Origin of the sequence: Caenimonas sedimenti (assembly GCF_007833165.1) — a bacterium.
GTDB classification, from domain to species: Bacteria; Pseudomonadota; Gammaproteobacteria; order Burkholderiales; family Burkholderiaceae_C; genus Ramlibacter; species Ramlibacter sedimenti.
Genome location: NZ_VOBQ01000003.1, coordinates 196,085 through 220,083, shown reverse-complemented (window position 1 = coordinate 220,083; position 23,999 = coordinate 196,085). Strand labels below are relative to the sequence as shown.

General features: G+C 67.6%; 24 protein-coding genes. 10 read left to right on the top strand and 14 right to left on the bottom strand.

Annotation, left to right across the window (positions count from 1 at the left end):
* The first annotated feature begins 66 nt into the window (after positions 1–66).
* Positions 67–462 carry an SRPBCC family protein gene (locus tag FN976_RS04280; RefSeq protein WP_145891317.1) on the top strand — a complete coding sequence of 132 codons (396 nt, stop codon included), beginning with the start codon at positions 67–69 and terminating at the stop codon, positions 460–462.
* On the opposite strand, the gene FN976_RS04275 is transcribed toward FN976_RS04280, so the two are convergent.
* Both FN976_RS04275 and clpB read right to left on the bottom strand, forming a co-directional pair.
* Positions 459–752, bottom strand: a complete 294-nt coding sequence (locus FN976_RS04275) for a hypothetical protein (protein WP_145891315.1) — start codon at positions 750–752, stop codon at positions 459–461. The genes FN976_RS04280 and FN976_RS04275 overlap by 4 nt on opposite strands.
* Before the next feature lie 117 nt (positions 753–869).
* Positions 870–3,494, bottom strand: coding sequence for an ATP-dependent chaperone ClpB (clpB, locus tag FN976_RS04270; RefSeq protein ID WP_145891313.1), 2,625 nt, complete (start codon positions 3,492–3,494; stop codon positions 870–872).
* Between the two features lie 98 nt (positions 3,495–3,592).
* On the opposite strand from clpB, the gene FN976_RS04265 reads away from it, so the two are divergent.
* The gene (locus tag FN976_RS04265; protein WP_145891311.1) at positions 3,593–4,165 is read left to right on the top strand and encodes a hypothetical protein; all 573 of its coding nucleotides are present in this window, start codon (positions 3,593–3,595) and stop codon (positions 4,163–4,165) included.
* 8 nt (positions 4,166–4,173) lie between these two features.
* On the opposite strand, the gene FN976_RS04260 is transcribed toward FN976_RS04265, so the two are convergent.
* Together FN976_RS04260 and FN976_RS04255 are read right to left on the bottom strand one after the other, a co-directional pair.
* Complete coding sequence (locus FN976_RS04260; RefSeq protein WP_145891477.1) at positions 4,174–5,403, bottom strand: flavin-dependent oxidoreductase; 1,230 nt, start codon at positions 5,401–5,403, stop codon at positions 4,174–4,176.
* On the bottom strand, positions 5,403–6,377 hold the full coding sequence (locus tag FN976_RS04255) for a tripartite tricarboxylate transporter substrate binding protein (protein ID WP_145891309.1): 975 nt from the start codon (positions 6,375–6,377) through the stop codon (positions 5,403–5,405). The genes FN976_RS04260 and FN976_RS04255 overlap by 1 nt, the downstream gene beginning before the upstream one ends.
* A gap of 84 nt (positions 6,378–6,461) precedes the next feature.
* On the opposite strand from FN976_RS04255, the gene FN976_RS04250 reads away from it, so the two are divergent.
* The gene (locus FN976_RS04250) at positions 6,462–6,977 is read left to right on the top strand and encodes a MarR family winged helix-turn-helix transcriptional regulator (protein ID WP_145891307.1); all 516 of its coding nucleotides are present in this window, start codon (positions 6,462–6,464) and stop codon (positions 6,975–6,977) included.
* On the opposite strand, the gene FN976_RS04245 is transcribed toward FN976_RS04250, so the two are convergent.
* The 9 genes from FN976_RS04245 to FN976_RS04205 are packed head-to-tail and all read right to left on the bottom strand — an operon-like array spanning position 6,978 to position 14,677.
* A complete protein-coding gene (locus tag FN976_RS04245; RefSeq protein ID WP_145891304.1) occupies positions 6,978–7,457 on the bottom strand; it encodes a molybdenum cofactor biosynthesis protein MoaE in 480 nt (159 codons plus the stop codon). It lies immediately after the preceding gene.
* Positions 7,458–7,461: 4 nt separating this feature from the next.
* Positions 7,462–7,713 carry a MoaD/ThiS family protein gene (locus FN976_RS04240; protein WP_145891302.1) on the bottom strand — a complete coding sequence of 84 codons (252 nt, stop codon included), beginning with the start codon at positions 7,711–7,713 and terminating at the stop codon, positions 7,462–7,464.
* Positions 7,710–8,945: a molybdopterin molybdotransferase MoeA gene (locus FN976_RS04235; RefSeq protein ID WP_145891300.1), complete on the bottom strand. Its 1,236-nt coding sequence runs from the start codon at positions 8,943–8,945 to the stop codon at positions 7,710–7,712. Before FN976_RS04235 ends, FN976_RS04240 begins: the two co-directional genes overlap by 4 nt.
* Complete coding sequence (nthB, locus tag FN976_RS04230; protein ID WP_145891298.1) at positions 8,945–9,562, bottom strand: nitrile hydratase subunit beta; 618 nt, start codon at positions 9,560–9,562, stop codon at positions 8,945–8,947. Before nthB ends, FN976_RS04235 begins: the two co-directional genes overlap by 1 nt.
* A gap of 12 nt (positions 9,563–9,574) precedes the next feature.
* Positions 9,575–10,168 (bottom strand): nitrile hydratase subunit alpha, encoded by a 594-nt coding sequence (locus FN976_RS04225; RefSeq protein WP_145891296.1) that lies wholly within the window; start codon positions 10,166–10,168, stop codon positions 9,575–9,577.
* A 10-nt stretch (positions 10,169–10,178) separates the two neighbouring features.
* Positions 10,179–10,712: a molybdopterin-guanine dinucleotide biosynthesis protein B gene (gene mobB / locus FN976_RS04220; protein ID WP_145891294.1), complete on the bottom strand. Its 534-nt coding sequence runs from the start codon at positions 10,710–10,712 to the stop codon at positions 10,179–10,181.
* Between the two features lie 13 nt (positions 10,713–10,725).
* Positions 10,726–12,132, bottom strand: coding sequence for a threonine synthase (thrC, locus tag FN976_RS04215; protein WP_145891292.1), 1,407 nt, complete (start codon positions 12,130–12,132; stop codon positions 10,726–10,728).
* Positions 12,132–13,454, bottom strand: coding sequence for a homoserine dehydrogenase (locus FN976_RS04210; RefSeq protein ID WP_145891290.1), 1,323 nt, complete (start codon positions 13,452–13,454; stop codon positions 12,132–12,134). The genes thrC and FN976_RS04210 overlap by 1 nt, the downstream gene beginning before the upstream one ends.
* Positions 13,451–14,677 carry a pyridoxal phosphate-dependent aminotransferase gene (locus FN976_RS04205; protein WP_145891289.1) on the bottom strand — a complete coding sequence of 409 codons (1,227 nt, stop codon included), beginning with the start codon at positions 14,675–14,677 and terminating at the stop codon, positions 13,451–13,453. Before FN976_RS04205 ends, FN976_RS04210 begins: the two co-directional genes overlap by 4 nt.
* Before the next feature lie 55 nt (positions 14,678–14,732).
* Between FN976_RS04205 and FN976_RS04200 the strand changes: the two genes are divergently transcribed.
* From FN976_RS04200 to FN976_RS04190, 3 genes are all read left to right on the top strand, one after another.
* A complete protein-coding gene (locus FN976_RS04200) occupies positions 14,733–15,107 on the top strand; it encodes an Mth938-like domain-containing protein (protein WP_145891287.1) in 375 nt (124 codons plus the stop codon).
* A 130-nt stretch (positions 15,108–15,237) separates the two neighbouring features.
* Positions 15,238–15,714 (top strand): peroxiredoxin, encoded by a 477-nt coding sequence (locus tag FN976_RS04195; protein WP_145891286.1) that lies wholly within the window; start codon positions 15,238–15,240, stop codon positions 15,712–15,714.
* Positions 15,715–15,907: 193 nt separating this feature from the next.
* On the top strand, positions 15,908–17,602 hold the full coding sequence (locus FN976_RS04190; protein ID WP_145891284.1) for a PhoH family protein: 1,695 nt from the start codon (positions 15,908–15,910) through the stop codon (positions 17,600–17,602).
* A 56-nt stretch (positions 17,603–17,658) separates the two neighbouring features.
* Here FN976_RS04190 and FN976_RS04185 read toward each other — a convergent pair whose 3' ends face one another.
* Positions 17,659–18,015: a DUF4148 domain-containing protein gene (locus FN976_RS04185; RefSeq protein ID WP_145891282.1), complete on the bottom strand. Its 357-nt coding sequence runs from the start codon at positions 18,013–18,015 to the stop codon at positions 17,659–17,661.
* Positions 18,016–18,246: 231 nt separating this feature from the next.
* Here FN976_RS04185 and FN976_RS04180 point away from each other — a divergent pair, with 231 nt between their 5' ends.
* From FN976_RS04180 to FN976_RS04165, 4 genes are all read left to right on the top strand, one after another.
* Complete coding sequence (locus FN976_RS04180; RefSeq protein WP_145891280.1) at positions 18,247–20,169, top strand: type IV pili methyl-accepting chemotaxis transducer N-terminal domain-containing protein; 1,923 nt, start codon at positions 18,247–18,249, stop codon at positions 20,167–20,169.
* Entirely contained in the window at positions 20,166–20,861 is a 696-nt protein-coding gene (locus tag FN976_RS04175) for a response regulator (RefSeq protein WP_145891278.1), read from the top strand. Before FN976_RS04180 ends, FN976_RS04175 begins: the two co-directional genes overlap by 4 nt.
* A 151-nt stretch (positions 20,862–21,012) precedes the next feature.
* Entirely contained in the window at positions 21,013–22,287 is a 1,275-nt protein-coding gene (locus FN976_RS04170; protein ID WP_145891276.1) for an MFS transporter, read from the top strand.
* A 32-nt stretch (positions 22,288–22,319) separates the two neighbouring features.
* A complete protein-coding gene (locus FN976_RS04165) occupies positions 22,320–23,969 on the top strand; it encodes an MFS transporter (RefSeq protein ID WP_145891274.1) in 1,650 nt (549 codons plus the stop codon).
* Positions 23,970–23,999 lie beyond the last annotated feature (30 nt).

Below are 23,999 nucleotides of genomic sequence, written 5' to 3'. Positions count from 1 at the left end.
CGGGCGCATGCACCCCATGCGAAACCGCCGCTTGGCGACTGTTGAGAGCCCGCCTATGCTGCGCGCATGGCCAACATCACACGAGAGATCCCCGTCAACGTGCCGCCCGGGCAGGTCTGGGAACAGGTCAAGGACCTGGGGAACACGCACCGGCTGTTCGCCGGCGTGCTGACGGATTGCAAGCTGGAGGAAGGCGCCCGCGTCGTCACTTTCGCCAACGGCATGGTGGTGCGCGAACTGATCGTGGAGGTCAGCGACGAGCGGCGGCGCGTTGCCTATGCGGCCGTCGGCGGGCGCACGACCCACCACAACGCGTCGCTGCAGGTCCTGCCGGGTGAAGCCGGCGGCAGCAGGGTGGTGTGGACGACCGACTTCCTGCCGGATTCGGTGGCGCCAGGGATCGCCGGGCTGGTGGACGCGGGCGCTGCGGCGCTGAAGCGCAACCTCGAGCGCCGAGCCTAGAACCGTTGCTTCGGCTCGACGTCGGTCACGTCACCCACGCGACCGAGGGGCGCCGCGTCCGCCCGGGGCGTGCGACTTGCGGCACCCGCCCGCCGGTACATGGCGAAGCCGTTGCGCGGATGCATGCGCATCACGAACGGCATCACCGGCCGGCCAGTCAGCCTGGCCCAGCCGGCGCGCAGCAGCCACAGCGCCAGCACGATCACGAACACGACGGCCAGGCTGGCCGCGAAGACGAGGCCTGCCGCCAGCAGGAACAGCCGGAACACGAAGGAGAGGATGGTGGGCATGCCGTCGGAGGGTGGAATGAACCCTGATTTTGCACCTTCGCCATTAGCTGACGATTAGCGGATGGCTCGGCGGGCGAGCCCCCATCCCGGCCTTCCCCCGCAGGGGGAAGGGGCAAGTCAAGCCGGCTGGGGCTCCTGCGGCGCCGGCGTGGCCCCGCCGAAATGGAACACCCCCGGCTCGCGCACCGGGTCCACTTCCACCGGGATCGCGCTCTTGGGCGGGAAGCGCCCCTCCAGGATCAGCTTGGACAGCGGGTTCTCGATGCGCTGCTGGATCGCGCGCTTCAGCGGCCGTGCGCCGTAGATCGGATCGAACCCCACCTTCGCGAGCTCTTCCAGCGCCGCCGGGCTGACCTGCAGCATCAGGTCCATCTTCGCCAGGCGCTGCTCCAGCACGCGCAACTGGATCTTCGCGATCTTGGCGATGTGGTCCGCGCCCAGGCCATGGAACACCACGGTCTCATCGATGCGGTTCAGGAACTCGGGACGGAAGTGGTTCTTCAGCTCGTCCCACACCGCCTCCTTCACGTCCTCGTAAGGACGGCCCGTCATGCCCTGGATCATGTGGCTGCCGATGTTGCTGGTCATCACGATCACCGTGTTCTTGAAGTCGACGGTGCGGCCCTGGCCATCGGTCAGGCGGCCATCGTCCAGCACCTGCAGCAGCACGTTGAAGACGTCGTGGTGCGCCTTCTCGACCTCGTCGAGCAGGATCACGCTGTACGGCTTGCGGCGCACGGCTTCCGTGAGGTAGCCGCCCTCTTCGTAGCCCACGTAGCCGGGGGGCGCGCCGATCAGGCGGGCCACGGAGTGCTTCTCCATGAATTCGCTCATGTCGACCCGGATCAGGTGCTCCTCGGTGTCGAAGAGGAAGTTCGCGAGCGCCTTGCACAGCTCTGTCTTGCCGACCCCAGTCGGGCCCAGGAAGAGGAAGCTGCCGGTCGGCCGGTTCGGGTCGGACAGGCCCGCGCGCGAACGCCGGATCGCGTTCGAAACCGCGGTGATCGCCTCGGACTGGCCGACCACGCGGTCGTGCAGCTTCGCTTCCATCAGCAGCAGCTTCTCGCGCTCGCCCTGCATCAGTTTGGACACGGGAATGCCGGTGGCCCTCGCCACGACTTCGGCGATCTCTTCGGCGCCGACCTGCGTGCGCAGCAACTGCGGCCGGCCCGTCTTCGCCTTGCCGGTCTCGGCGACCTGCGCCTCCTTCAGCTGCTTCTCCAGTTCGGGGATGCGGCCATATTGCAGTTCGGCGACCTTGTTGAAGTCGCCCTTGCGCTTGAACTCCTCGATCTGCTGCAGGACCTTGTCCTTTTCCTCGCGCACCTGCGCGCTGCCCTGGGCCTGCGCCTTCTCGGACTTCCAGATCTCCTCCAGGTCGGAGATCTCCTTTTGCAGCCGGACGATCTCCTCCTCGATCAGCGCCATGCGCTTCTGCGAAGCCTCGTCCTTTTCCTTGCGCACCGCCTCGCGCTCGATCTGCAGCTGGATCATGCGGCGGTCCAGCCGGTCGATGGCCTCGGGCTTGGAGTCGATTTCGATCTTGATCTTCGACGCCGCCTCGTCGATCAGGTCGATCGCCTTGTCCGGCAGGAAGCGGTCGGTGATGTAGCGGTGGCTCAATTCGGCCGCGGCGACGATGGCCGGGTCGGTGATGTCCACGCCATGGTGCACCTCATACTTCTCCTGCAGGCCGCGCAGGATCGCGATGGTCGCTTCCACCGTCGGCTCACCCACCAGGATCTTCTGGAATCGGCGCTCGAGCGCGGCGTCCTTCTCGATGTACTTGCGGTATTCGTCGAGCGTGGTGGCACCCACGCAATGCAATTCGCCACGCGCGAGGGCGGGCTTGAGCATGTTGCCGGCATCCATGGCCCCTTCGGCCTTGCCGGCGCCCACCATGGTGTGCAGCTCGTCGATGAAGACGATGGTCTGGCCTTCGTCCTGCGCCAGTTCCTTCAGCACGTTCTTCAGCCGTTCCTCGAACTCGCCGCGGAACTTGGCGCCGGCCAGCAGCGCCGCCATGTCCAGCGACAGCACGCGCTTGCCCTTGAGGGACTCGGGCACCTCGCCCGCGATGATGCGTTGCGCCAGGCCTTCGACGATGGCCGTCTTGCCCACGCCCGGCTCGCCGATCAGCACCGGGTTGTTCTTGGTGCGCCGCTGCAGGACCTGGATGGCGCGGCGGATCTCCTCGTCGCGGCCGATCACCGGGTCGAGCTTGCCCATGCGGGCGCGCTCGGTCAGGTCCAGGGTGTACTTCTTGAGCGATTCGCGCTGGCCTTCGGCTTCCGCGCTGTCCACGTTCTGGCCGCCACGCACCGCGTCGATGGCCGATTCGAGCGCCTTGCGCGAGATGCCGTTCTCGCGCGCGATCCGGCCGATGTCCTGCTTGGTCTCGGCCACCGCCAGCAGGAAGAGTTCGCTGGCAATGAACTGGTCGCCGCGCTTCAGCGATTCCTTCTCCGCCGCCTGCAGCAGGCTGGCGAGATCGCGTCCCACCTGGACTTGCTCGTGGCCCTCGACGGTGGGCAATTTGTGCATGGCGCCCTCGGCGGCCGCCAGCAGCCCCGGCACGTTGACGCCGGCCCGCTGCAGCAGCGGGCGCGGCCCGTCCTCCTGCCGCAGCATGGCCACCAGCAGGTGCGCGGGTTCGATGTAGGCGTGGTCGTTGCCCAGCGCCAGCGTCTGGGCTTCGCCCAGGGCTTCCTGGAATTTGGTCGTGAGTTTGTCAAGTCGCATGGAATGGCTCCGTTGCAGACCAGATAGCGCGAAAGTGGCCGTTTTCAAGCCCGAATCTAAGGCAGTCCCGCCTTTCCGGGATGACTAGAATCAAACGCATGCAGATCCACCAGATGTCGGTCACCTACCTGCCGGAGCAGGACCGCATCCTCATGCGGATCAATACGACGGCCGCGGAGGAGATGCGCCTGTGGCTCACGCGCCGGCTGATGGTCGGGTTGTGGCCCCTGCTCTCCAAGATGCTGACCGAGCACCTACTCAAGCTGGAATCGGCCGGTGCCGCCGTCACCGGCGCCAACCCCGAGCTGAAGAAGATGCTGGCCGAGTTCCGCAAGGAAGAGTTCCTGCAGCACGCCGACTTCGACACGCCCTACAAGGAGGAGCAGAACCGCCTGCCCCTGGGCGAGGAGCCCCTGCTCGTGACGGACGTGGATGCAACGCCGCTCGCGGGGGGCCCCCTGCGGTTGAGCTTCAACGAGCGGCCGCCCGGCGGTGACCGCAAACCGCGCAACTTCCAGCTGGAGATGGCGCCGAAGCTGATGCAGGGCTTGATGCACCTGCTGGAGCAGGCGCTGGTGCAGTCGCAGTGGCGGGAGGCGTTCGTGCCGGTGTCGCCGCCGGAGACGGCGGCGGATGATCCGGATGCGACGCGGCCGCGGTATTTGAATTGACGCGCCTGTCACCCTTCGGGCTTCAACGCGAACCCGGCAACCTGCTTGTATTCCTCCGAGATGCGCCGCAACTCCTCCTGGCTGACCAGGTCGTCGATGCTGCCCGCGTAGGGCCGGTGGCCCGCCAGTTCATCCGCCTTCATGATGATGAAGTCGGGCGGTACCGTGCGATTCGTCTCCACGATGCGTGAGGTCGGCGCGAGCCGCTGCGCTTCGTAGCGTTGCAAGGCGGCCCGGGGATCCCCGGCAGCCGCCAACTCGCGCGCCAGCGTCGCCGCATCGATCAGGGCCTGCGCGCTGCCATTGGACCCGCGGGGATACATGGGGTGCGCCGCGTCCCCCAGCAGCGTGATGCGGCCGAACGTCCAGCGCGGCACCGGGTCCCGGTCGACCATCGGGTACTCGAAGACCTGCCGGGCCTGCAGGATCAGCTGCGGCACGTCCAGCCAGTCGAAGCGCCAGTCGGCGAACATGGGAACGATGTCCTCCGGCCGCCCCGGCTTGTTCCAGTCGTTCATGGCGGCACCCGACTGCCGGATTTCCGCCACCCAATTGATCAGCTGGCTGCCCTGCCCATCGACGTCGTCCACGATGGGGTAGATGACCATCTTGCCGGTGTCGATCGAGCCGATGCGCAGGTAGCTCTTGCCGGTGAGGATGGGCTTGTGGACGGTCACGCCGCGCCAGGTGTTGATGCCGGCGAAGGCCAGGCCCTCCGCCGGGTAGAACTGCCGGCGCAAGGCGGAATTGACGCCGTCGCAGGCGACGACCACGTCGGCCCGCACGGTGTCGCGGCGGCGCCCCTGGCTGTCCTGGAAGCCGAGCGTCACGCCCTCCGGGTCCTGCTCGGCCCCCGTGCAGCGGTGGTCCAGGTGGACGCGGTCCGCGCCCAGCCTCTGCACTGCCGCGCGGTACAGCACGGTGTGCAGCTTGCCGCGATGGATGCCGATCTCCGGCAGCGCATACCCGGCATGGCGCCCGCGCGCCTCGCGGAAGATGAACTGTCCCCACCGGTTGAAGAACACGCTCTCCAGGTTCGCTATGCCCTGCGCCTCCAGCGGCGCCTGCACGCCGAGCGCGGCCAGCTCCCGCATGGCGTGCGGCAGCAAGGTGATGCCCACCCCGATCTCGCGGATGTCCGGCGCGCTCTCGTAGACGTCGCATTCGATGCCGCGGCCATGCAAACCCAGCGCGAGGGCCAGACCGCCGATGCCGCCGCCCACGATCGCGATGCGCATCATTCCGCCTTGATGCCCTGTGACTTCACCAGTTGCGCCCACCGGTCGGCATCCCGCTCGACCAGGCGCTTGAATTCGTCCGGACTGCTGGTGGCGGGGTCCATGCCCTGGGTCTGGAAGGCGGCGCGCACGTCGGGCGCCGCCAGGATCTCCTTCAGCTCGCGATTGAGCCGCGCCACGAGCTCGGGCGAGGTGCCCGGCGGCGCGAAGATGCCGTACCACATGTCGACGTTGACATTGCCGGCACGCGCCTCGGCCAGGGTGGGCAGGTCCGGCAGCAGCGCATGCCGCTTGTCGCTTCCGATGGCGAGGGCCACGAGCTTGCCCCCCTTGATCTGCGGCAGTGCCACGTGGATCGGCAGGAACATTGCATCCACCTGGCCCCCGAGCAGGTCGGTCACCGCCTGCGCCGTGCCCCGGTAGGGAATGTGCGTGAGGAACACGCCGGCGGTCTGCTTGAACAGCTCCATGGACATGTGGTGCGGGGTGCCGACGCCGGGACTCGCATAGTTGAGCCTGCCGGGCCGTGCCTTGGCAGCCGCCACCAAGTCGGCCGCGGTCTTGTAGCCGGTTTGCGGATGCGTCACCAGCAGGAGCTGGCCCCAGCTGGTCAGCGACACCGGCATCAGGTCCTTCACCGGATCGAAGGGCAGTTGCGGATAGAGGCCGCGGTTCATCACCAGGGTGTTCACGCTCACCAGCAGCGTGCCGCCGTTGGGCGCGGCGCGCACGACGGCCTCGGTGCCGATGTTGCCGGACGCGCCCGGGCGGTTGTCCACCACCACGGGACGGCCGAGGCGTTCGCCGAGCTTGGGGCCGACCGTGCGGGCGATGAGGTCGATGCCGGTGCCGGGCGTGAAGGGCACGATCAGGCGCAGGGGCGCCTGGGCGGCACCGGCCGGCGGCGTCTGGGCACTTGCCGCAAACGCGGCCAAGGCGAGGGCCGCTGCGGCGACACGGATGATCGGTTTCATGATGGGATGCCTCCAGTTGGCATGCTAACCACTATTCGGTGCGCCGCGCAAGGCACAATCCACGGATACCCGCAGCCCCATCCGATGCCCAGCCTCCAACAGAAGAACGCCAGCACGCTTTCGCGCCTCTATGCCCGCCCCGGCTTCCTGCTGCGGCGCGCCCACCAGATCTCGGCCGCGGTGTTCGAGGATGCCTGCCGGGAGCTGGGCCTCACGCCGGCGCAGTTCGGCGTGCTGACGGTGCTGCAGGCGCATCCCGGCATGGGCCAGTCGAGCCTGGCGCGCGCGCTCGGCTTCGACAAGGTCACGGTGCTGCGCGTGCTGCGCGGGCTCCAGGCGCGCGGCTTCGTCAGCCGTTCGCCGGCCCAGGACAACCGCCGCAACGTGTCGGTGACGCTCACCGCCGCGGGCGCGGCGGTGCTGGAGCAGGCGCAGAAGCCGGCTGAGAAGGCCTACAAGCGCCTGATGGCGCCGCTGAGCAAGGAACAGCAGGCGCAGTTGCTGGACCTGCTGCAGTTGCTGACGGGGGAGCTGGAAGAGGAAGCGCGCGCCGCGTTCGTCCCGCCGGGCGTGGCCGCCGCTGCGCGCGAGACGGCCTGACTATCCATTGCCGCCGGGGATGCCCCAGCGCGCGGCCGCCGCGTCGTCGCTGACCCGCGCGTCCACCCACTGCTCACCCTGCGGCGTCCGTTCCTTCTTCCAGAACGGTGCCTGCGTCTTCAGGTAGTCCATCAGGAATTCGCAGGCCTGGTAGCTCTGGCCGCGGTGCGCGGAGGTGACGGCCACCAGCACGATCTGGTCGCCGGGCGCCAGCAGCCCAACCCGGTGGATGATGCGCACGCCGAAGATGTCGAAGCGATGCAGCGCCTCGTCGATCATGGCCTCGATGGCCTTCTCGGTCATGCCGGGGTAGTGTTCCAGCTCCATGGAAAGCACGGGAGGCCCATGGGTCCCTTCCTCGCGTCCCCGGACGGTCCCGACAAAACTGCAGACCGCGCCGACGCGCTTGTCGTGGCGCCGCAGTTCGGCGATCTCGTTCGAGAGATCGAAATCCTCGTGCTGGATCGCGACGCGCGCCACGTCCTCAACCCCCGGTGACGGGTGGAAAGAACGCGACCTCGGCGCCCTCTCGCAGTGCCGCCGCTTCGTCGCTCATCACCTGGTCGATCGCCATGCGCACGGACTTGCCGCGCGCGAGCGCGCCGGCATGCGGCTCGCCGCGCGCGATCAGCTCGTCGCGCAAGGCCGCCAGGGTTTCCGCTCGCGTCTCCACCGTTTCGCCGCCCTGCCCGATCGCTTCGCGAATCGAGGCGAAGTACCGCACCGCGATCTTCATGACAGCAACTCCGCCAACGGCAGGAAGCGCAGCAGGTCGCCGCTGGCAATGGCCTGGCCGCCCGGGTTGTCCGCCAGCCCATCGGCCCACGTCATCGAGGTCAGCACCCCCGAACTCTGGTTGGGGAACATCTCGAGGCCGCCGTCGGCCGTGCGCCGCACGCGCAGGAACTCGCGGCGCCGATCAGGCCGCGGCAGCTCGAAACGCGCCGGCAGGTGCACGGCCGCGGGCTGCAGCTGCGTGGCGCCCTGCAGCTTCAGCAGGAAAGGCCGCACCAGCAGCAGGAAGGTGATGAAGCTGGACACCGGGTTGCCCGGCAACCCGATGAAGTGCGCCTCACCGATGCGGCCATGCGCGAACGGCTTGCCGGGCTTCATCGCGATCTGCCACAGGTCGAGCGTTCCCAGTTGCTGCACGGCCGGCTTGACATGGTCTTCCTCGCCGACGGAGACGCCGCCGCTGGTGAGGATGACGTCGTTGCCCTGCGCCGCGTCGCGCAAGGCCTGCACGGTCGCGGCGCGATCGTCCGGCACGATGCCCAGGTCGTTCACTTCGCACCCCAGCCGCCGCAACAAGGTGCGCAGGAAGAAACGGTTGGAGTTGTAGATGGAGCCCGGCTTCATGGCCTCCGGGGCGACCGTGCCCGGCATCACGAGTTCGTCGCCCGTGGAAAACAGCGCGACGCGCGGCCGGCGCGCCACCACCAGGCGGTCGAGCCCGATGCCGGCGGCCTGGCCCTGCGAGGCCGGGCCGATGCGTTCGCCGCGCGCGACCACCACGGCGCCGCGCCTCACGTCCTCGCCGCTGCGGCGGATCCATTGGCCAGCCGAGGGCACGCTCTGGATCCGCACCCGACCGTCCGGCAGGACCTCGGTGTCTTCCTGCATCACGATCGCATCGGCGCCCTGCGGAACGACCGCCCCGGTGAAGATGCGCGCCACGGTGCCGGGCGCGAGCGGCTCCGCCGGGCCGCCTGCGGCGATCCGCTGGCTGACAGTGAGCACCACACCCTCGTCCGCGATCTCCGCCCGGCGCACCGCATAGCCGTCCATCGAGCTGTTGTCCTGGGGCGGAATCTGCAGCGCCGATACCAGGTCCTGCGCCAGCACGCGGCCGTCGGCGTCGAAGGTGGAGATGGTTTCGGTGCCGCCCAGCACGTGCGCATGCCCCAGCAACTCCGCCAGGGCCTCGTCCAGCGAACGCAGCGGTGCGCGGGGCGTGCCTGCGGCCATCAGCCGGCTCGCTCCAGGTAGCTTTGGAACACACCCACGTGGACCAGCGCGGAGTCGGCGCCGTTGGGCCACAGATCCTCGCTGCGGAAACGCACGTCGTAGGTCGGTTCGTCCTGGGCCTCCACGCCGTGCGCGTGGGCGTCCGGGAACGGATAGGCAGGTGACTCGCCGACCACCACGCCGGTCTGGCCGCGGATGTAGGCCGGCAGGCGGATGTGGCCAGGCACGAAGTCCATCCGCACGCGCACGCGGTCACCGGGCTGGAATCGCTCGCGCACCACGGCGTTGCCGCGCCCGGGCTTGCTGGGGCCGGCCAGCGGGAACGCTCCCTCCGCGCGCTGCTCGAGTTCCTCGCGGGTGAACACGCCCTTCTCGACGCACAGCGTGGCCAGGCTGGTCAAGGTGCGCTCGTAGTAGCTCGCGCCCAGGTAGTGGCGCGGCTCCATGCGTTCGATCGCGTGGCGGTATTCGTCCATGTTGAAGATGCCGCTGCGCACGGCGAACGAATACAGCGAATTGGCACGCACTTCCCATCGCGCATGGAAGCCCGGCGCGTTCAGGGTGTAGCGGACCGGGCCGAAACCCTGCCGGCCGCCGAGATCGTGGACGCCGTCCATGGAAGGTTCTCCTCAGAGCCGCGCGACGCCGATCAGGGCGTCGCGGGTGACCACATCGGCCAGTTTGTCCTCGGGCCACCCCAGTGTGTGCGCCGGCTGCTCGGGCAGCACCATGTAGCGCGTGTCGGCCGTGGTGTCCCACACGCGGATTTCGGTGTCGGCCGGCAGGTCCAGCCCCATCTCGCGCAGGACCGTGCGGGACTCACGCACGACGCGGGCACGGTATTCCAGATCCTTGTACCAGTCGGGGGGGATGCCGATGATCGTGAAGGCGGTGCACGAGCAGAGCGTGCAGCAGATCACGTTCTGCACCTTGGCCGTGTTCTCCAGCACCACCAGGTGGCGGTGGTGCTTGGGCATGGACAAGCCAAGCTCGAGCACCGCGGCGCGGCCATTCGCGAGCAGCCGCCGCTTGAATTCAGAATCGGTCCAGGCCTTCGCCACCACACGGGCGCCATTGCGCGGAATCCACTCTTCCTCCGCAAGGTGGCTGAGCTCGGCGACGGCTTCGGTGGCCTTCATGCCGCGCGCCTCGAAAGCGGCCTGGATCGCATCGACGCGCCGCTCCACCGGGGCGACGTTCAAGACTGCACGAACCTGTTCCATCGGCGGTTCCTCAACTGTAGTTGTCGGGCTCGTAGTCGAACCGGTGCTGATTGTCCACGAGCCACTGGGCGACGGCGTCGGGACTGTTCAGATCCAGCACCGGCCGGAGGGTCGCCTGCGGCAGCCGATCGGGCGAGTCGGTGGCGATGGCCACGACGAAGTCGTCGTCGGGGTAGCGGGCCGGCTTGCCCGCTTCGGCCCGCCAGACTTCGATCTTCAGCAGGTTGCTGCTCTTGAAGCCCTCGACCAGCACCCAATCCACGCCGTCGTAGAGTTCGGCCAGCAGGTGGTGAACGGACAGTTCCGAAGGCCGTTCGAACTCGCGCATGAGCGCCAGCCGGCGGTCGGACGCGACGACCACCTCGAAGGCGCCCGCCTCGCGATGGCGAAAGGTGTCCTTGCCAGGGCGGTCGATGTCGAAATCGTGGTGCGCATGCTTGGCCACCGACACGCGCAAGCCGCGCAGTTTCAGCGCGGGGATCAGGCTTTCGACCAGGGTCGTCTTGCCCGAGCCCGAATACCCGGCGAAGCCGACGACTTTCATGAGGGGACTGCTTTCAGGCGCAATGCGCCGCGATGAACTGCTTGACCTGCGCGGCGTCCGCCGGCAGGACGGTGACGCGCTTCGGCAACTGCTCGATGCCTTCGAACCGCGCGGGCCGCTCGGGCTCGTGCCCCAGCGCTTCGACGATGGTGGCGGCGAACTTGATGGGCAGCGCGGTCTCCAGCACGATCATGGGCGTGCCCGGGCTCAGGTGCTCGCGCGCCACCTTCAGGCCGTCGGCCGTGTGGGTGTCGATGGTGACGCCGAAGCGCTGGTGCGTGTCGCGGATGGTCGCCAGGCGGTCGGCGTGCGTGCTCTTGCCGCTGACGAAACCGTAGCGCTCGCGCGCGGTGCGAAACGCGGGGTCGTCCCCCAGGTCGAAGCGGCCGGTGCGCGTCAACTGTTCGCCGAACAGCGACTTCACCCGCGCGCCGTCCCGGCCCAACAAGTCGAAAACGAAGCGCTCGAAGTTGCTCGCCTTCGAGATGTCCATCGAAGGGCTCGATGTCTCGTGCGTGTCGGCGGCGGCGCGCACGCGGTACACGCCGGTGCGGAAAAACTCGTCGAGGACGTCGTTCTCGTTGGTCGCCAGCACCAGCTGCTCGATCGGCAGCCCCATGCTGCGCGCCACGTGGCCGGCGCAGATGTTGCCGAAGTTGCCGGACGGCACGGTGAAGCTGACCTTGCGCGCGCCCGCTTGAAAGTAACCCGCGAAGTAATAGACCACCTGCGCCACCAGCCGCGCCCAGTTGATCGAATTGACCGTCCCGATACGGTACTTGCGCTTGAAGTCCAGGTCGTTCGACACCGCCTTCACGATGTCCTGGCAGTCGTCGAACACGCCTTCGATGGCCAGGTTGTGGATGTTCGCGTCCTGCAGGCTGAACATCTGCGCCTGCTGGAAAGGGCTCATGCGCCCGTGCGGCGACGTCATGAAGACGCGCACGCCCTTCTTGCCCTTCATCGCATATTCGGCGGCGCTGCCGGTATCGCCAGAGGTGGCGCCCAGGATGTTCAGTTCCGCACCGCGCCGGGCCAGTTCGTACTCGAACAGGTTGCCCAGCAGCTGCATGGCCATGTCCTTGAAGGCCAGCGTGGGGCCGTTGGACAGGCCTTCGAGGAAGACGCCGTCCTCCAGCGGCCGCAGGGGCACGATCTCCTGCGTGCCGAACACCTGCTCCGTGTACGTCTTGCGGCAGATCGCGCGCAGGTCATCGGCCGGGATGTCGTCGATGTAGAGCGAGAGGATCTCGAAAGCCAGCTCGTGGTACGGCAGGCCGCGCCATTTCTCCAGCGTCGCCGCGTCAACCTGCGGATAGCTTTCCGGCAGGTACAGGCCACCGTCGGGCGCCAGGCCCTCCAGCAGGATCTCGCAGAACTTCTTGCGGTCGGGGTGACCGCGGGTCGACAGATACAGCATCAGGCGAGTTCTTCCTTGCGGATGCGGGTGATGGTCTGCAGCACGGTGGGCAGCGCCTGCATCTGCGCGATCACGTCGTTCATCGTGCCTTCGCGGACCGTGTGCGTGAGCAGGATCAGGTCGGTCTGGGTCGAGCCGGCACCGCCGACGGCCGAAGCCTCGCGCTGCAGCATGGCGTCGATGCTGATGCCAGCATTCGCTAGCAGGCCGGCGACCTTGGCCAGCACGCCGGCCTGGTCGGAAACGCGAAGGCGCAGGTAGTAGCTGGTGACCACCTCGCTCATGGGCAGCACCGGCTCCCCGCTCATCTGGTCCGGCTGGAAGGCCAGGTGGGGCACGCGGTTGGCGGCATCCGTCGTGTGCAGGCGGGTGATGTCCACCAGGTCGGCGATGACGGCGCTGGCCGTCGGTTCGCTGCCCGCGCCCTTGCCGTAGTACAGCGTGGTGCCGACGGCATCGCCCTGCACCACGACCGCGTTCATCGCGCCCTCGACGTTGGCGATCAGCCGCTTGGCCGGCACCAGGCAGGGGTGCACCCGGAGTTCAATGCCACCGGCCACGCGCTTCGTGATGCCCAGCAGCTTGATGCGGTAACCCAGTTGCTCGGCGTACTCGATGTCGGTGGCCGACAACTTGGTGATGCCTTCGACATAGGCCTTGTCGAACTGCACCGGCACGCCGAAGGCGATGGCGCTCATGATCGTCGCCTTGTGCGCGGCGTCCACGCCTTCGATGTCGAAGGTCGGGTCGGCCTCGGCATAGCCGAGCCGCTGCGCCTCTTTCAGCACCACGTCGAAGTCCAGGCCCTTGTCGCGCATCTCGGACAGGATGAAGTTCGTCGTGCCGTTGATGATGCCGGCGATCCACTGGATGCTGTTGGCCGTGAGGCCCTCGCGCAGCGCCTTGATGATCGGGATGCCGCCGGCTACCGCGGCCTCGAACGCGACCATCACGCCTTTTTCGTGCGCGGCGGCGAAGATCTCGGTGCCGTGCACCGCCAGCAGCGCCTTGTTGGCGGTGACCACGTGCTTGCCCGCGGCGATCGCTTCCATCACCAGCGTGCGCGCCACGCCATAGCCGCCGATCAGCTCGATGACGATGTCGATGCCGGGGTTGGCGATGACCTCGCGCGCATCCTTGACGACACGCACCGCACCGCCGACGACGGCCTGGGCACGCTCGACGTCGAGGTCGGCCACCATGGTGATCTCGATGGCGCGGCCGGCACGCCGCTGGATCTCGGCCTGGTTGCGCTTGAGGACGTTGTAGACGCCGCTGCCGACGGTGCCGATGCCGAGCAGGCCAACTTGGACGGGTTTCATGCGGAATGACGTTTTCGGTAGTTGGCCAGGAATTTCGAGATGCGGCCGATGGCCTCGCGCAGGTCGTCCTCATGCGGCAGGAAGACGATGCGGAAATGGTCGGGCGTGGGCCAATTGAAGCCGGTGCCCTGCACCAGCATCACCCGCGTCTCCTGCAGCAGTTCCAGGAAGAACTGGCGGTCGTCCTGGATCGGGTAGACCTTGGGGTCGAGGCGCGGGAACATGTACAGCGCGGCCTGCGGCTTGACGCAGCTGACGCCGGGGATGGCCGTGATCAGCTCGTAGGCGAGGTCACGCTGGCGGCGCAAACGCCCGCCGGGCTGGATCAGCTCGTTGATGCTCTGGTAGCCGCCCAACGCGGTCTGGATCGCCCACTGCCCCGGCACATTGGCGCACAGGCGCATGTTCGAGAGCATGTTGAGGCCCTCGATGTAATCGGCCGCGGCCTTCTTGTCCCCTGACACCACGACCCAGCCGGCGCGGTAGCCGCAGGAGCGGTAGCTCTTGGAGAGCGAATTGAACGTGAGCGTGAGCACGTCCTCCGACAGGCTGCCGATGGCCGTGTGCTTGACGCCGTCGTAGAGCACCTTGTCATAGACCTCGTCGGCCAGGATCACCAGGCCGTGCTGGCGGGCGATGGCGACGATCTCCTTCAGCAGCTCGTCGGAATAGAGCGCCCCGGTCGGGTTGTTGGGGTTGATGACCACGATGCCCTTGGTGGCGGGCGTGATCTTGGCGCGCAGGTCGGCCAGGTCGGGCATCCAGCCGTTGGCCTCATCGCAGCGGTAGTGCACCGCCTTGCCGCCCGACAGCGTGGTGCAGGCCGTCCACAGGGGATAGTCCGGCATGGGCAGCAGCAGTTCATCGCCGTCATTGAGCAGCGCATTGGTGGCCATGGCGATGAGCTCGCTGGCACCGTTGCCGAGGTAGATGTCGTCGAGCGTGACACCCTTGATGCCCTGCTTCTGCGTCTCGTGCATCACGGCCTTGCGCGCCCCGAAGATGCCCTTGCTGTCGGAGTAGCCCGCCGAGTTGGGCAGGTTGCGCGCCATGTCCTGCTGGATCTCCTCGGGCGCGTCGAAGCCGAACACGGCGAGGTTGCCGATGTTCAGCTTGATGACCTTGTGGCCCTCTTCCTCCATCTGCCGGGCGGCGTCCATGATGGGGCCGCGGATGTCATAGAGAACGTTGGCAAGCTTGGTGGATTTCTGGACGGTCTTCAATGCCCCTCCGGGACGGCTGTTTCGCTCGATAAACCTATAATTTGAACATAGTTCGATGAAGCTCCAGCCCGATCGCTCCGACGCACAGACCATCAGCGCCCATGGGCCCGGATGGGTGGCTGTCGGCCAGGAAAAAATCACGCACAGCGTGGTCCTCAGCGCCGCGGGTGCCCGCTTGCCGTGGGCCGAACGTTTCGAGGACCTGGGCCAGGAACACTTCGACACACTTGCGCAGCTGGGCGTCGAAGTCGTCATCTTCGGCAGCGGTACACGCATCCGCTTCCCCCACCCGGCCTGGCTGGCCACCCTGCACAAGGCGCGTGTCGGCGTCGAAACGATGGACACCGCGGCTGCCTGCCGCACCTACAACATCCTCGCCCAGGAGGGCCGTGAAGTCGCGGTCGCCCTGCTGCTGGAACGGCCGGCCTGAAGACTCCGCGAGCCGCGGCGCGGTTTCGCTGTAAAATCACGTGTTGCAGCGGAGCCGGCGCGCAATTCTCATTGTGGCCGTGGGGCCCGCGGCCAACGAGCAAGTACTGTCACACCAGAACCACATACCTATGGCGATCGTTGTCAACAAACCCCTCCCCGAATTCGAAGCGAGCGCCACCGGCGGCCTCAAGGTCACGAACACCTCGCACCTCGGCCAGATCCTGGTGCTCTACTTCTATCCCAAGGACAACACGCCCGGCTGCACCACCGAGGCCATGCAGTTCCGTGACAAGTACAAGGACTTCGTGAAGGCCGGCGCCATCGTCTTCGGCGTTTCGCGCGACAACATGAAATCGCATGACGAGTTCAAGTCCAAGCTCGAGCTGCCGTTCGAGCTCATCGCCGACACCGAGGAAAAGATGTGCCACATGTTCGGCGTGGTCAAGAACAAGATCATGTACGGCAAGAAGGTGAAGGGCATCGAGCGCAGCACCTTCCTGGTGGGCGCCGACGGCATCCTGAAGCAGGAATGGCGCGGCCTCAAGGTGCCGGGCCACGTCGACGACGTGCTGAAGGCCGTCAAGCTCCTCAAGAAGGCTGCGTGAGCCACGGCAGAGCTTGACGTTTTGTCGCAACAGGAAACCGGCTGACATTGTCGCGACACGGCCCGTGTGCATAATGAATTCATGCCGTTGACCCCGACGCCACGCGTCATCACCGTCAGCTCCCAAGAAGCCGCCCGGCCTGCCAGGCGGCTTTTTTGTTGTTCGTTTCCACCACCCGAGAGCTTTTCCCTCCATGCCCCTGCCCCCCGCCCCCACCAAGCGCGCCGCCCTGCTTCCACCGGAGGCGTACGACGCGCCCGCCCGGTCCTCGCACAAGGCGGCGCGAAAACTGGAGGCGGCGGACAGCGACAGCCCGGTCGCTGAGCGGCCGCAGGCGCAGGACGACTTCGACCCGCGCTCCGGCGGCGGAGACGCTCTGCCGGGCGCCCACCCCGGCGCCTACGCCGGGGACGTCGAGACCTGGCTGGACGAGCCCCAGCCCGTGCGCAAGCGCAACGTCACGCAACCGGCCCCGGCGCCGCGCAAGAAGAAGCTCGCGGGTCCGTCCAAGCTCTTCGTGCTGGACACCAACGTGCTGATGCACGACCCGATGAGCCTGTTCCGCTTCGAGGAACACGACATCTTCCTGCCGATGATCGTGCTGGAAGAGCTCGACGGCCACAAGAAGGGGATGACCGAGGTGGCGCGCAACGCCCGCCAGACCAGCCGCGCGCTGGACGCGCTCGCGGGCGCCCAGGGCGCGGACATCGGCCAGGGCCTGAAGCTGGACACCACGGGCCACCGCGAGGCCGGCGGTTGCCTGTTCTTCCAGACGAACATGCTGGAGTCCAAGCTGCCCTCCAGCCTGCCGCCGGGCAAGGCCGACAACCAGATCCTGGGCGTCGTCGCGGCGCTGCGCGACAAGTTCGCGCCCCGGGAAGTCGTGCTGGTGTCCAAGGACATCAACATGCGCGTGAAGGCGCGTGCGCTGGGCCTGGCGACCGACGACTACCAGAACGACAAGACGCTCGACGACCTGGAGCTGATGTATTCAGGCTCGCTCGCCCTGCCGACCGATTTCTGGGCCAAGCACGGCAAGACGGTGGAGAGCTGGCAGTCCGGCAGCACCACCTTCTACCGCATCACCGGGCCCATCGTGCCCAGCCTGCTGATCAATCAGTTCGTGTTCTTCGAGGCACCCGGTGAGCCCAGCCTGTACGCGCGCGTCACCGAGATCCGCGGCAAGACCGCCGTGCTGAAGACGCTCAAGGACTTCGGCCACCTGAAGAATTCGATCTGGGGCGTCACCACGCGCAACCGCGAGCAGAACTTCGCGATGAACTTGCTCATGGACCCGGAAGTGGACTTCGTCACCCTGAGCGGCACGGCCGGTACCGGCAAGACGCTGCTGGCGCTGGCCGCCGGCCTGACGCAGGTGCTGGATGACCGGCGCTACACCGAGATCATCATGACCCGTGCCACGGTGAGCGTCGGCGAGGACATCGGTTTCCTGCCCGGCACGGAAGAAGAGAAGATGGGCCCCTGGATGGGCGCGCTCGACGACAACCTCGAAGTGCTGGGCAAGACCGACGGCGGCGCCGGCGAATGGGGCCGCGCGGCCACCAATGAGCTGATCCGCTCGAAGATCAAGATCAAGAGCATGAACTTCATGCGCGGCCGCACCTTCCTGAACAAGTACGTGATCATCGACGAGGCGCAAAACCTGACGCCCAAGCAGATGAAGACACTGATCACCCGCGCGGGACCGGGCACCAAGATCATCTGCATGGGCAACCTGGCGCAGATCGACACGCCCTACCTGACGGAAGGCTCGTCGGGCCTGACCTTCGCGGTCGACAAGTTCAAGGGCTGGCCGCACAGCGGGCACATCACGCTGGCGCGCGGCGAAAGGTCGCGGCTGGCGGATTTCGCCTCCGAAGTGCTGTAGCCATGAGAAAGGGCGCCCGGAGGCGCCCTTCACACACACACACGTTCCTGCGCGGATTACTGCGCGTTCACCGGCGTTCCCGCCATCGTGGTGGAGTTCACGCCGCGTTGGCCGCCTTGCGCGTAGTACGCGGCGCCGCCATCTTCGCTGTTCACCGCGGCGACTTCGTCACGCGAGGCGATGTAGGCGGCGGTGACGTCCTGGCGGTTCGCCTTGCTCACGAAGGTGCGCAGCGGGTTGTACTGGATCGACCAGGGGTTGACGCCCGACTTCTTGTACGTGGCCAGTTCGGCCTGCACTTCGGCGCGGGTCTTGGTGGACACGAAGTCGTCCTTCACGACGGTGGGCGTTTCCGCATGGGCGGCGCCGGCAGCGACGAAAGCGATGATGGGGAGCAGGAGCTTGGCATTCATGATGGGACCTTTTCAGTGACTTGGGTTGAGGTTGGTACGGAAGCCGCTTCTTGTTGCGCCGTCCGTGTAGTCACTGTAGGAGCCGCGGTTTAGCTCTCTCTGAGGGGTTTCTTAGCTGAGGGTTATCCCGAATACGGCGGCAAGGGCGCGAACTGGCCCGCGTATGCGCTGGATCAAGCGCGGGCCTCAGAGGCATGCGCGCCCGCCGGACCATCGGGCTAGCATGAGTTGATGACGCGGACCGCATCCTTGTCCAGCAAGCTCGTGCGCATCGGGGCCGCCTTGCTGGTGCTCGCGCTCGCCTCGATCGGTCTCACGTTGTGGGTGACCTGGCAGCTCGAGGGCGGTGCCGCCGCCGTGAACGAAGCCGGCCGCCTGCGGATGCAGACCTGGCGTCTGGCCAGCGCCGTGCAAGGGGCCACGCCGGCGGATGCCGTCACGTTGCGCGTTCGCGAGCTGGATGCGAGCCTCGCCCTGCTGCGCGCGGGAGACCCTGGGAGGCCGCTGTTCGTGCCCTGGGACCGGCACGTCGGCGCGGCCTTCGAAGCCGTGGAGTTCCTGTGGCAGGCCCAGCGACCCTTGTGGGCCGCGACGCCACCACCCGCGCCCGCCGCGGCGGACCGGGCCGCGCAGGACCTGGTGGCGGCGATCGACCGCCTCGTTTCCGGGATCGAGCGGCAGCTGGCGCAGCTGACGGCCATCCTGAACCTGTTTCAGCTGCTGATGGTGGCGATGGCAGTCGCCAGCGCGGTGGTGGTGCTTTACACCGGCTACCTGTATGTCATCAGCCCGCTCGGCCACGTGCGCCAGGGCCTGCGCCGGATCGAGGCGGGGGACTTCGGCACCCGCATCGAAGTGGGTACGGCCGACGAATTCGGCCAGGTCGCCGCCGGCTTCAACCGCATGGCGGGCACCCTGCAATCGCTGTACGGCGGGCTGGAGGCGCAGGTCGAGGCCAAGACCCGCCGCATCGAGGCCCAGCACGCGCGGCTGGCCGCCCTCTATGAAGTCAGCGCCTTCCTGGCGCAAGCCACCACGCTCGACGCGATGGCGCGCGGCTTCGCCCAACGGGTGCGCGCGATCCTGAAGGCCGAGGCCGCGGTGGTGCGCTGGTCCGAAGACAACGAGCGATTCCTGCTGGTGGCGGCCGACGGCTTCCCGCCGGCCCTGTGCGAGCAGGAACACAGCCTGCCGGCCGGCGCCTGCGCTTGTGGAAACCTGCAGCCGGCTTCGGGCACACGGGTCATTCCGATCCATGCCGACCTGCCGCTGCACCGGCGCCCGTGTGCCGAGGCCGGGTATGCGGCCCTCGTCAGCGTGCCGATCCGCCTGCAGCAGCGCCTGCTGGGCGAACTCAACCTGTTCTTTCGCAGCCCGGTGGCGCTATCGGACGAAGAGGCCGAATTGCTGGATGCCCTGGCGAGCCACCTGGCCAGCGCCGTGGAGGGCCTGCGCGCGGCGGCCCTGGCGCGCGAGGCCGCCGTGGCCGCGGAGCGGGGACACCTGGCCGGGGAACTGCACGACTCGATCGCCCAGTCGCTGGCGTTCCTGAAGATCCAGGCCCAGTTGCTGCGCACCTCGCTGCAGCGGGGCCAGGCGAAGCAGGTGCAGGCGACCCTGGACGAGCTCGACGCCGGGTTGCTGGAGAGCACGAACGACGTGCGCGCCCTGCTGCTGCACTTCCGCACTCGAACCAACATCGAGGACATCGAGCCGGCGCTGCAACTCACGCTGCAGAAATTCCGGCACCAGACAGGATTGCGCGCGCACCTGGAGATCAGCGGCCAGGGACTCCCGCTGCCGCCCGACGTGCAGGTGCAGGTGCTGCACGTGCTGCAGGAAGCCCTCTCCAACGTGCGCAAGCACGCGCGGGCCACCGAGGCCCGGCTGGAGGTCACGAAGGGACGCCGCTGGCGCTTCGCCGTGCACGACAACGGCGCGGGGTTCGATCCCTCGCTCGTGCAGGACGAAACCCATGTCGGCCTGAAGATGATGCGCGAGCGCGCGGCCTGCTTCGGCTGCGAGGTCCGCGTGGCGTCGGGCACGGCCGGCACCACGGTCGAACTGAGCTTGCCCGAGCATCCCGCCGTCCTTCCCGCCCGGCCGACGTCGCCGCAGGCGCCGAGGCACGCAGCGGAGGCGTTGCAGGCGTGAGCGAAACCGTCGGGGCGCCCGCTCCTCCGATCCGTCTTTTGGTGGTGGACGACCACGCGCTGTTCCGGCGCGGCCTGGTTGCCTTGCTGGCACAGGACGGTCGGTTCGAAATCTGCGCGGAAGCCGGCGACAGCGGGGAAGCCCTGCGTGCCGCCGCGCGGGAACCGCCGGACCTCGTGCTGCTGGACAACCACCTGCCCGGCGTGCGTGGCGTCGACGCGATCGCCGCGTTGAAGGACGTGGCTCCGCGTGCGCATGTGCTGATGCTCACGGTGAGCGAGGACGAAGACGATCTCGCGGCTGCGCTGCAGGCTGGCGCCGAGGGCTACCTGCTGAAGACCGTGCAGTCCGAGGCCCTGTGCGATTCCATCGTGAAGGTGATGGCCGGGGACTCGGTCGTGAGCCCGGAGATGACGCGCAAACTGGTCACGGCCTTCCGCGCGCGTTCGGCGCCGGGCGCGCCGGCGGAGGCCGCGGCCAGCCATGCCCCGGCCCCGCCCGACACCTTGTCGGCGCGCGAACGCGAGATCCTGGCGCTCATCGCCCAGGGCGCCTCGAACAAGGTGATCGCCCGCGCGCTGGGCATCGCCGAGACCACGGTGAAGATCCACGTCCAGCACATCCTGCGCAAGCTCGGCCTCAGCTCGCGCGTGCAGGCCGCCGTGTACGCCGCCGCGCGGGGAACCGCTTGATCCAGCGCAAGCGGCCGCGTCACGCAAGCGCCGCTACTCCTTCCGGACGATAGCGCGGGCCCCTTCGCCACCGCGGGGCCCTCCTTCAGGAGGATGTTCAGCTTCGCCGCCGGCTCGCACAGTCAGGGCATGCGAATTCCGGAGCGTCCAGATGGCAGGTGAACTGAAGACCGCACGCCAGGCGTGGTCGGTGTTGATCGTGAGCACGCTGGCCTTCACCGTGTGCTTCATGGTGTGGATGATGTTCGGCGTGATCGGCATCCCGATCCGGAAGATGCTGAACCTGAACTCCACGCAGTTCGGCCTCCTGACCGCGGTGCCGGTGCTGACCGGGTCCCTGATCCGCGTGCCGCTGGGCATCTGGACCGATCGCTACGGCGGCCGCATCGTCATGACGGTGCTGATGGCGTCCACGGTGCCGGCGATCTTCCTGATGGGCTACGCCACGGAGTACTGGCACTTCCTGACCATCGGGCTCTTCGTCGGCCTCGCAGGTGGGTCGTTTTCGGTCGGGACGCCCTACGTGGCGCGGTGGTTCCCGCGCGAGCGCCAGGGCATGGCCATGGGCGTCTACGGCGCGGGCAACTCGGGCGCGGCGGTGAACAAGTTCGTGGCGCCGGTGCTGCTGGTCGCGTTCGGCTGGGCGATGGTGCCGCAGGTCTACGCGGCCATCATGCTCGGCACGGTCGTGCTGTTCTGGCTGTTCAGCCACAGCGACCCTTCGCACCTCGTGCCCGGCAGCGTCAAGTTCTCCGACCAGCTGAAGACCCTGAAGGATCCGAAGGTGCTGCGCTATTGCCAGTACTACAGCATCGTGTTCGGCGGCTACGTCGCGCTGTCGCTCTGGATGGTGCAGTACTACGTGGGCGAATACGGGCTGGACATCCGCGTGGCCGCGCTGCTGGCCGCCTGCTTCTCGCTGCCGGGCGGCGTGCTGCGCGCCATCGGGGGCGTGCTCTCGGACAAGTATGGCGCCCACAGCGTCACCTGGTGGGTGATGTGGGTGAGCTGGATCTGCCTGTTCCTGCTGTCCTATCCGCAGACGGAATTCACCGTCGTCACCGTCAACGGGCCGCGCAGCTTCCACATCGGGCTGAACGTCTACACCTTCACCGCGCTCATGTTCGTGCTGGGCATCGCCTGGGCGTTCGGCAAAGCGAGCGTCTTCAAGTACATCAGCGACGACTATCCCCGGAACATCGGAGCGATCTCGGGCGTGGTGGGCCTCGCGGGCGGGCTGGGCGGCTTCGTCCTGCCCATCATGTTCGGCGCGCTGATGGACCTGACCGGCGTGCGGTCGAGCGCCTTCATGCTGATGTACGGCGTGGTCTGGGTGTCGCTCATCTGGATGTACTGGACCGAGGTGCGCCGCACCGCGGTGATGGGCGAGCACGCCTCGCCTTCCCCACTGGCGACCGCCCCGTGACGGCGGCCCGCCACCCGCATGGAAAGAAAGCAATGATCGCCACCTCCCTGCAACGGCCGTCCGGCCCCGACACGCGCGGAACCGTCGAGGACTGGCGGCCCGAAGATCCGCAGTTCTGGGAAACGACCGGCAAGCGCGTCGCCTACCGCAATCTCTGGATCTCGGTGCCGGCGCTGCTGTGCGGCTTCGCCGTGTGGGGCATGTGGGGGATCATCACCGTGCAGATGATGAACCTGGGATTCCCCTTCACCCAGGCCGAGTTGTTCACGCTCACCGCCATCGCCGGCATCGCCGGGGCGACGATGCGCATCCCCGCCTCGTTCCTGATCCGCGTGGCGGGCGGGCGCAACACCATCTTTCTCACGACCGCCATGCTGCTGGCCCCGGCGCTCGGCACCGGCATCGTGCTGCAGCACCCGGAGTGGCCGCTGTGGACGTTCCAGCTGATGGCGCTGTGGTGCGGCGTGGGCGGCGGCAACTTCGCCAGCTCCATGTCGAACATCAGCACCTTCTTTCCGAAACGGCTGCAGGGCACGGCGCTGGGGCTGAACGCCGGGCTGGGCAACTTCGGCGTGACCACGATGCAGGTCGTGATCCCGCTGGTGATGACGCTCTCGATCTTCGGCACGATGGGCGGAGCTTCGACGACTCTGGTGAAGGACAGCGGCTGGATCTTCGGCAAGATCGCCGCGGGCACGCCCACCTGGATCCAGAACGCGGGCTTCGCCTGGGTGCTGTCGCTGGTCCCCCTGTCGGTCCTGTGCTGGTTCGGCATGAACAACCTGAAGACGGTCACGCCCGACGCCGGCCATCCGCTCATGGCCTTCGCCCGCATCACCTGGCTCTACACGCTGGCCTTCATCCCGTCCATCCTGGGCCTCTACCTGTACCTGCCCAAGCCCACCGGCCTGGGCCTGATCAGCATGTGGGTCGCGATCCCGCTGGACATCGCGAGCGCGCTGCTGATCATGAAGCTGGCGGCCTTCGGCCCGATGAAGGAGAACGTGACGAAGCAGTTCGCGATCTTCCGGGACAAGCACACCTGGTCGCTCACCGCCCTGTACATCGTCACGTTCGGCTCCTTCATCGGCTTCTCGATGGCGCTCCCGCTCGCCATGAAGGTGATCTTCGGGATCAGCCACGTACCGGACGCAGCGGGCGTGATGCAGCACACCGCGAACAACCCGAACGCGCCCACCATCCTGGCCTACGCCTGGATCGGGCCCTTCGTCGGCGCCGCGGTGCGGCCGGTCGGCGGCTGGATCTCCGACAAGGTGGGCGGGTCCATCGTCACGCAGGTCATCTCGGTGGTGATGGTGCTGGCGTCGGTGGCGGTCGGCTACGTGATGATGCAGGCCTACGCTTCGCCCTCCCCCGAACAGCATTTCCCGGCGTTCCTGGGCCTGTTCATCGTGCTGTTCGCCGCCAGCGGCATCGGCAACGGCTCGACCTTCCGCACCATCGGCGTCATCTTCGACCGGACCCAGGCCGGCCCGGTGCTGGGCTGGACGTCGGCGGTGGCTGCCTACGGCGCCTTCGTCGCGCCCATCGTCATCGGCGACCAGATCAAGGCCGGCACCCCCCAGTACGCCATGTATGGCTTCGCGGTGTTCTACGCGCTGTGCCTGGTGCTGAACTGGTGGTTCTACCTGCGCCGTGGCGCCTACGTGAAGAACCCCTGACCCCATTCCCTGCGGACTCCGCGAAAGAAC